This is a genomic window from Streptomyces sp. YS-3 (assembly GCF_045257485.1).
Classification (GTDB): Bacteria; Actinomycetota; Actinomycetes; order Streptomycetales; family Streptomycetaceae; genus Streptomyces.
The window spans coordinates 1-8,727 of the sequence record NZ_JBJHPC010000306.1; the positions used below are offsets into that span (position 1 = coordinate 1).

General features: G+C 75.1%; 2 protein-coding genes. Both read right to left on the bottom strand.

The features are described 5' to 3' along the window. Window positions 1–2: 2 nt before the first annotated feature. Window positions 3–3,818: a type I polyketide synthase gene (locus ACJA3G_RS22915; protein WP_406554904.1), complete on the bottom strand. Its 3,816-nt coding sequence runs from the start codon at window positions 3,816–3,818 to the stop codon at window positions 3–5. After that, the coding region (locus ACJA3G_RS22920) for an SDR family oxidoreductase (protein WP_406554905.1) at window positions 3,811–8,727 on the bottom strand (4,917 nt) is incomplete at its 5' end. The genes ACJA3G_RS22920 and ACJA3G_RS22915, both read right to left, overlap by 8 nt.

Below are 8,727 nucleotides of genomic sequence, written 5' to 3' on the forward strand. Positions count from 1 at the left end.
GGTCATCCGGCGGCGGGCCGCAGGGCGGCGGCCAGCACCGTGCCGATCCGGGCCATCGGCTCCGGCTCGGTCATCTCGTAGTGGCCGCAGGGCACGGCGTGGTCGGTGAGGACGCCGCTCACGTACGGGCGCCAGCTGTCGGCCTTCCCGGTCGCCAGCGACAGGTCGGCGGAGTCGGCGGGGTCGGCCGATGTGTCGCCGGCGGCCTCGGTGGCGCTGAAGAAGAGCACGTCACCGCGGAACACCTCGGGGGCGAAGCCGCCCGCGATGGCGAGGTTGTTGCGCATCACCCGGGCGATCGCGAGCGCCTCCTCGCGGGTCACCGGTGAGGGGCCGCGCTCCGCGTCGTCCGCACCGATCAGCCGGACCACCTCGTCGACGTCCGCCCCGCCCTCGGGCATCTCCACGCCCGCGACCCGCACGAGCAGCGACGCCACCTGGCGCTCCGTCGCCGCCGGGTCCGCGGGCTCGTCCCCGGTCAGCGGCGCGTCCAGCATCGCCAGCAACTCGACGTCCTCGCCCTGCCGTTGCAGCGCGGTGGCCATCGCGTGGGCGACGAACCCGCCGTACGACCAGCCCAGCAGCCGGTACGGGCCCCGCGGCTGCACCTCGCGCAGCCGGGCGAGGTAGGAGTCGACCATCTCCTTGGCGTCGGCGGCCGGTTCCACCGTGCCGTCCAGACCGTGCGCCTGGAGCCCGTACACCGGCTGGCGGGCACCGAGATGGGGCAGCAGGCCCGTGTAGCGCCAGGCGATGCCCGCGCCCGGGTGCACACAGAACAGCGGAGGCTGGTCGCCGTCGGCGCGCAGCGGCAGCAGCGGCGCGAACGCGTCCCGCCCGGCGGCGCCCGCGCGCCCGGCGAGTGCCACGAGCCCCGCGATGGTGGGCGCGGACAGGAACGCGGCGGCCGGGACGTCGAGGACGCCCTCGGTGCGCATCCGGCCCGCCAGCATCACGGCGCGCATCGAGTCGCCGCCCAGGTCGAAGTAGTTGTCGTGGACGCCGATGCCCTCGATGCCCAGGGCCTCCTCCCAGTGCGCGGCCACGGCGCGCTCCCGGGGGGTGCGGGGCGCGGCGTACTCGGTGGTCAGATACGGCCGGGGCGCGCGGCCGGAGCCGTTCTGCCCGTCAGTCTCGTCGTCGGCGCCGGTGGGCGCCTTGGCCCCGGGCGCCTCGATCCAGTGGCGGCGCCGCTCGAAGGCGTACCCCGGCAACGGCACCCGGCGTGGTTCGCGCGCCTCTTCGGGGCCGGTGATGTCGACGGGCACGCCCGCGCTCCACAGCCGGCCCAGCGCCTCCGCGAAGACCTGTCCGTCGGGGCTGGCGGCCTTGGCGTGGCGCATGGTGGGCACCGTGGTCACGGGCGCGTCCCCGAGCCGGGCCGCGGCCAGCTTCGCGAGGCTGTCGCCGGGGCCGATCTCGACGAACAGCGGGTTGCCGCGCTCCCACAGCGCGGCGATGCCGTCCGCGAACCGGACCGTGCGACGGGTGTGGTCGAGCCAGTGCTCCACCCCGGTCGCCTGCGCGTCGGTGACCCAGGTCCCGGTGACATTGGTGATGTACGGGATCCTGGGCGCCCGTAGCGTCACGGTCCGCAGGGCGTCCGCGAAGGCGGGCAGGATCGGGTCCAGGACGTGGGAGTGCGCGGCGGCCGGCATCCGCAGCCGGCGGAAGGCGACCTCGTCGGCGAGCAGCCGCGCCTCCAGGGCCGCCACCGCCTCCGCGCGCCCCGCGACCGTACAGGCGGCCGGGCCGTTGACGGCGGCCAGCGACAGGTCGTCGGTGAGATAGCCGCGCAGCGCCTCCTCACCGAGGGCGACGCCGACGGTGGCGCCCCCGGCCGAGGTGATCAGCCGGATCCGCTCGGCGGCCAGCGGCAGCATCTCCTCCAGGGTCATCACCCCGGCCAGGGTGGCCGCGGTGTACTCGCCCAGTGAGTGCCCGATGAACGCGGTCGGCCGTACGCCGTGCTCCATCAGCGCGGTGGCCAGCGCGTATTCGGTGACCACCAGCGCCAGGAAGGCGTCGACGCTCCCGGGTTCGGTGTGCTCGTACAGCGCGGTGCGCAGATCGCGGCCGGTCACGGGACGCAGGATCGCGGCGCAGTGGTCGACGGCGTCCCGGTAGACCGGCTGCTCGCGGTAGAGGTCGGCGCCCATACCGGTGTACTGGGTGCCGCCGCCGGGCAGCAGGAAGGCCACCGGCGGGGCCTCCTCGCCGCGTACCTCGGCGGGGGCCTGGAGCGGGTGCAGCAGGATCCGCGCGGCCTGCTCGGTGCTCCGGGCCGCCACCGCGGCCCGGTGGGGCATGGCGGGGCGGTCGGTGCGCAGGGTGTGGGCGACGTCGGCGAGGTCGAGGCCGGGGTGCGCGGTGAGATGGCGCCCGAGGTTCGCCGCCTGGCCGCGCAGGGCGCCGGGTGTGCGGGCGGAGAGCGGCAGGACGTGCCACCGCTCGTCCTCTCCCCGGCGCGGGGCCGGGGCGGTCGCGGCGGGCGGTGCCTCCTCCACGATCACATGGGCGTTGGTGCCGCCGACGCCGAAGGCGCTGACGGCGGCGCGGCGCGGCGCGGACCCCGCGTCCCACTCCTCCAGCGCGGTCGGCACCCGGAACGGGCTGGCCGCGAAGTCGATCAGCGGGTTGGGCCGCTCGAAGTGGAGGGTGGGCGGTATCTGCCCGTGCTCCAGCGCCAGCACGATCTTGATGAAGCCGGCGATCCCGGCGGCGGCGCCCAGATGTCCGATGTTGCTCTTGACCGACCCCAGGGCGCAGAACCGCTCGCGGTCGCTGCTCTCGCGGAACGCCCGGGTCAGGGCGGCCACTTCGATGGGGTCCCCGATCCGGGTGGCGGTGCCGTGGGCCTCCACGTAGCCGATGGAGCCGGCGTCGACGCCCGCGGCGACCTGGGCGGCGAGGATCGCCTCCGTCTGCCCCTCGGTGCTGGGGGCGGTGAAACCGACCTTGCGGCGGCCGTCGTTGTTGATGGCCGAACCCCGCACCACCGCGCGGATGCGGTCGCCGTCGGCGAGGGCGTCCTCCAGTCGCTTGAGGACGACCATGCCGACGCCGTCGCCCGAGGAGGTGCCCGCCGCGTCGGCGGCGAACGCCCGGCAGCGGCCGTCCGGCGAGAACGGTCCGTCGGGTACGTGACGGTAGCCGAGCAGCGCCGAGGGGTTGAGCGAGGCGGCCCCCGCGAGGGCGACGTCGCAGCGGTAGTCGATCAGGTCCTGGCAGGCGGTGTGGATCGCGACGAGGGCCGTGGAGCACGCCGTCTGGAGGGAGAGGCTGGGCCCGGTCAGCCCCAGTTCGTAGGAGATACGGGTGGCCAGGGTGCCCAGCGAGTTGCTGGTGGCGGCGTGGACCAGGGCGACCGAGGCGCTCTGCCCGGCGAAACGGGGGTGGACGTGCCCGGGGTAGTACCGGCTGTCGCCCGCGCCCGCGTACACCCCCACCTGGAGGTCTCCGTGCCCCTGGGCGTACCCCGCCTCCTCCAGGGCGTGGTAGGCGCACTCCAGGAGCAGGCGCTGCTGCGGGTCGATGACCTCGGCCTCGGCCGGGCTGTAGCCGAAGAAGGCGGAGTCGAAGCGGTCGATGCCCTCGACCACCGAGGCCATCCGCACCAGATCGGGGTCGGACAGGTGCGCGGGGTCGCCGCCCGCCGCCAGGAACTCCTCGTCGGTGATGGGCCGGATCGACTCCCGGCCGGCCGCCAGGTTCTCCCAGAACTCCTCGACGGTGTCGGCGCCGGGGAAGCGTGCCGCCATGGCGACGACCGCGACCGCCGTCTCGGGCCCGTACTCCGGCCGTTCTGTCTCATCCATCGTCACGGGGTCCTTCGTGCTCGGTGTGCGGGTTGTTCGGGTTGTGCGGGGCGGGGCGGCGGGAGGCACGGGCGGCCCGCTGGCGCTCGGCCCGCTGCCGTACGCGGTCGAGTCCGCCGGACGGGGCCTCCGCAGCCGAGGACCGTTCGGCGGCCGGTGCGGCGCCGCCGACGCCGATGTCGACCAGGTGGCGGGCCAGGGCACGGACGCTGGGGTGGCTGAACAGGTCGACCACGCTCAGCTCGCAGCCGAACTCCTCGTTGACCGCGCCCTGGGCGCGGACCAGCAGCAGGGAGTGGCCGCCGAGGTCGAAGAAGTTCTCCTCCACTCCGACCCGGTCGCGCTCCAGGACACGGCACCAGATGGCGCTGAGGGTCTTCTCCAGCCGGCGCGTTCCCTCCGCCGGGTCGTCGGCGGCGCCGGGTGCCACGCCCGTCGCGGAACCGGCCGCGCGCAGCACCCAGTTGCCGTCGGCGCCGGCCGCCACGGCGGCCTTGGCGGCGGCCGTGTACAGCGCGCCGAGGTCCGCGTCGTCCTCCAGGACCACCCGGCCCGCGAGGCGCTGCACCGGGCGCGGCGCGGCTTGGACGTGGCCGCGCACCCAGGGCAGCGACCGGTCGGTGCCGATGAGCAGGTGCGGCTCGGTCAGGGTGCGGGCCAGGTCGAAGGAGCGCAGCGCGGCGGAGGTGTCCAGGACGCGGTAACCGCGCGCCTCGGTCAGCGACTTGAGCCCGTAGCCCTCGCTCATGCCGAGCTCGTCCCACATGCTCCAGGCCAGGCTCTGCGCGTCCAGACCGGCGCCGCGCTGATGGGCGGCGAGGGCGTCGAGGAAGGCGTTGGCGGCGGCGTAGGAGCTGCTCATGGAGCCGCCGAAGTAGCCGTTGACCGAGGAGAAGGAGACGAAGGAGCGGGTCGCGTGTTCCCGGGCGAGCCGGTGCAGCGCCCAGCCGCCGGTGACCTTCGCGGCGAGCGCCGCACGCCACTCGTCCAGGGACAGATCGGTCACGGCCCGCTGCTCGAAGCGGCCCGCCAGGTGCACGATCTGGGCCAGCGGGGCGGACCAGGCCGCGGCGGCCTCGTCGACGACCGCGCGCAGCGCGTCCAGGTCGGTGATGTCGGCGCTCGCGTACCGCACGTCGCCCAGCTCGCGCAGGCCGCGGTACGTCGCGATCCGGCGGGCGAGCGGGCCGCCCTCGGCGAGGTGCTTGTCCCAGCTCTCCTCGTCGGGCAGCTGGGTGCGTCCGACCAGGAGCAGCCGGGTGCCCGGCGTCTTGAGCAGATGCTCGGCGAGGCGTCCGGCGACGCCGCCCAGACCACCACTGACCAGCCGGAACCCATCGACGGCGGGCGCGGCGGCGCGCGGCAGCGGGTCGGGCAGGGGGGCCAGCCGGCGGATCCAGCGCTGCCCGTCGCGGAAGGCCACCTCGGCGTCGGCCACCGGGGCGGCGCTCTCCGCGAGCAGGAGCGCGGCCAGCTCGCCGGGGCTGCCCCCGGACGCCAGGTCCACCTGGACCGTGCTCAGCCAGGGCAGCTCCTCGCGCAGGCTCTTGAGGAGACCGCCGACCGCCCCGTGGGCGTAGGAGGGCCGTTCGTGCGCGCCCACCGCGTGGCACCCGGCGCCCACGAAGAACAGGGCGACCCGGCCGCCGGGGCGGTGACGGGCGGTCAGGGCCCGGGCGAGGCAGAGCAGGGAGTCGGCGCCGTCGCGCTGGGCCTCCAGCAGCTCGGCCGCGCTGCCCGGTTCATCGCCCCCCGCTCCGAGTGCGCCGAGGTGGAGGACGGTCTCCACGGGCCGGTCGTCCGCCGCGAGAGCGTCCAGCAGACGCCCGTAGTCCTCCGGCGCGTCGACGCGCAGCCGGTAGCCGGCGGCGTCGCTCCGGGCGAACTCCGTCCCGGCGGTGACCACCGTGCACCGGCCGCCGCGCTCCCGCAGCAGCTCCGCGACGGCGTCGGCCACCTCCGCGGCCGGGCTGTGGCGTCCGGCCAGCACCAGGGTGTGGCCGCCCGGCACGGCCCTTTCGGCGTGGACGCGCTCGGCGCGCTGCCACACCGGGCGCAGGAACCAGTCGGGCACGGTCGCGGTGCTGCCGAGCAGGATCTCCGAGGCCTGGGCCACCGGGTCGAACTCACCCGCCTCGAACCGCTTGCGCAGCTGGGTGCGCTGGATCTTGCCGATCTCCGTCTTGGGGATCACGGCCGCCTCGACCGGCATCAGATGTGCCGGGCTGATGCCGATCTCCCGGGTCACCTTGCCCCGGATCGCCCGCAGCGCCTGGGCGGTGTCCGTGCCCTCCTCCAGATGGAAGAAGAGCGCGAGCTCGTCGGTGCCCGCCGCCGGGTCGGTGCGCACCGCGCAGGCCGCGGTGAAGCTCCGTACGACGAAGGGGAGTTCCTCGACGCAGGTCTCTATCTCGTGGCTGTAGTGGTTGACACCGTTGACGATGATGACGTCCTTGGCGCGGCCGGTGATGTAGAGCTCACCCGCGCGCAGGAAGGCCAGGTCACCGGTCTCGAACCAGCCCTCGGGGGTGAACGACTCGGCGTTCACCTTGGGGTTGTCGTGGTAGCCGGAGGTCACGGTGGTGCCGCGCACCTGGAGGCGGCCCGCGGTGCCCTCCGCGACGATACGGTCCTGGTCGTCCACGATCCGCATGGCGAAGCCCGGGTAGGGCAGTCCGCAGCTGACGAACGCCTCCTCGCCGGGGAGCGGTTCGGCCGCCAGCACGGTGTCGGTGACCACCGAGGACGTCTCGGACATTCCCCAGCACGGGTGCATGACGTCCTGCGGCAGGCCGAACGGCTTCATCACCTCCAGCCAGCGCCGGGCGGTCGCCGCGACGACGACCTCGCCCGCGTTCATCACCAGCCGCATCGGGGAGAGGTCCCAGGGGCGCCCGGACATCCGGTGCGCCTGCTCGCTGACCAGGCCGAAGGCGAAGTTGGGCGCCCAGGTGACGGTGGCCCGGTGCCGGTGCGCCAGGTCCATCCAGCGCAGCGGGTCCTCCAGGATCCAGGAGGTCGGCGCGTGCACCTGGCGGCAGCCCAGATAGACGTCGCGCAGATGGAACATGACCACACCGGTGACGTGGTCCAGCGGGATCCAGTTGAGCGAGACGTCGTGCTCGGTCAGCGAGTTGAGGGTGGCGGTCGCCGCGGCCCGGGTGAGCACGTTGCGGTGGCTGAGCCGGACCGCCTTGGGCAGACCGGTACTGCCCGAGGTCAGCAGCATCAGCACCACGTCGTCGGGCCGCGCGGGGTGCCAGTCCTCGTCGAGCGGTCCGGCCCGCAGCGCGTCGGTCGTGGTGAGCCGCAGGCCCTGCCACTCGCGCCGCCGCGCCAGGTCGCGCAGCCCCTCCTCGCCGGAGGCGGAGGTGATGATCCAGGGGCGGTGCAGCATCTCCCACACGCCCTCCAGCTTCGCCACGGGCGCCGACGCCGTCGCGTACGAGACGGGGACGGTCAGCGGTACGGTGACGAACCCGCCCAGGACGCAGCCCCACAGCGTGGCGAGGAAGTCCTCGGTGTCCTCGCACTGCAGGATCACCTGGTCACCCGGGCGCAGCCCGAGCTCGCGCAGCCCGCCCAGGACGCGGGAGGCCTCCTCGATCAGCGAGGCGTAGCTGCGCCGGGTCTCGGTGCCGTCGGCGCGGACGTGGACGACCTCGGCGTGCGGGCCGCCCCCGGCCGCCCGCCGCAGCGCCTCGGCCCAGCCGCTCACCGTGGGCTCCGGCAGCTCCGGCCCCTCGCTGAGCGAGGGCACGGCCGTGGCGGCGCTGTCACCGGCGGAGTGCGCCGGGGTGTCCGCGCGCGAGCCGGAGGAGCCGATGTACAGCCGGCCGATCGGCTCGGTGGCCTCCTCCAGGGCCACGGTCGCCGCGCGCACCCCCGGCAGGGCGGCCAGACCGCGCTCCCACCGCTCGGCGGCCTCCGTGTCGATGAGGGGCAGCCGCTGGAGGGCGTCGGTGTCCAGGGTGCCGTCGGCGTTCCTGGGCAGATCGCTGACGGCCGTGATCCGGGGGGCGGGCTCGGTGTCCGCTCCGGGGCGCCGCAGCGCGCGGGCCGCCTGTTCGGCCGCGGCGGCACGGGTCGGCACGGCGAACACGGCCGTCCCTCCGTCCGCGCCCGGCACGGCCACCGCGTCCCGCAGATCGCCCCGGGCGAGGAGTCCGCGCTCCAGCTCCGCCGTGTCGGTCACCGTGTCCGCCGCCTCCTCGGCCCGTACCACGGGCTCGGGGGCGGGCAGGGCGCCGAGACGCACACCGGGGTCGTCGGCCACGGCGGCCAGGAGCGCGTGCAGGGCGCGGGCGGCACGGTCGACGGTCGCGTGGTCGAACAGGTCGGCGGCGTACTCGACATGGCAGACGAGCCCGTTCCCGGCGCCGTCCCGGCCGCGGTGCTCCACCACGTCCACGAACAGGTCGAACTTGGCGGTGCCGGTGGCGCTGGGCCGCAGCGGCGCCTCGTTGCCGCCGAGCCGCAGCACGGCCTCGGTGTTGTTCTGGAGCGCCAGCATGACCTGGAAGAGCGGGTGGCGCGCGGGGGTGCGGGGCGGGTTGAGCTCCTCCACCAGCCGGTCGAAGGGCAGGTCCTGGTGGTCGTAGGCGGCGAGGTCGAAGTCCCTGACCCGGACGAGCAGTTCACGGAAGGCGGGATCGCCCGAGGTGTCGGTGCGCAGGACCAGCGAGGTGGCCATCAGACCGATCAGGTCGTCGAGCGCCTCGTCGGCCCGCCCGGCCACGGGGGTGCCGATGGGGATGTCCGTGCCCGCGCCCCAGCGGGTGAGCAGGGCGGCCAGGGCGCTCTGCAGCACCATGAACAGGCTCGCGCCGCTCTCGTCGGCGAGCCGCAGCAGCGCGCGGTGCAGCTCGGGGGCGATGTCGAGGGTGAGATGGGCGCCCCGGCGGGCGGG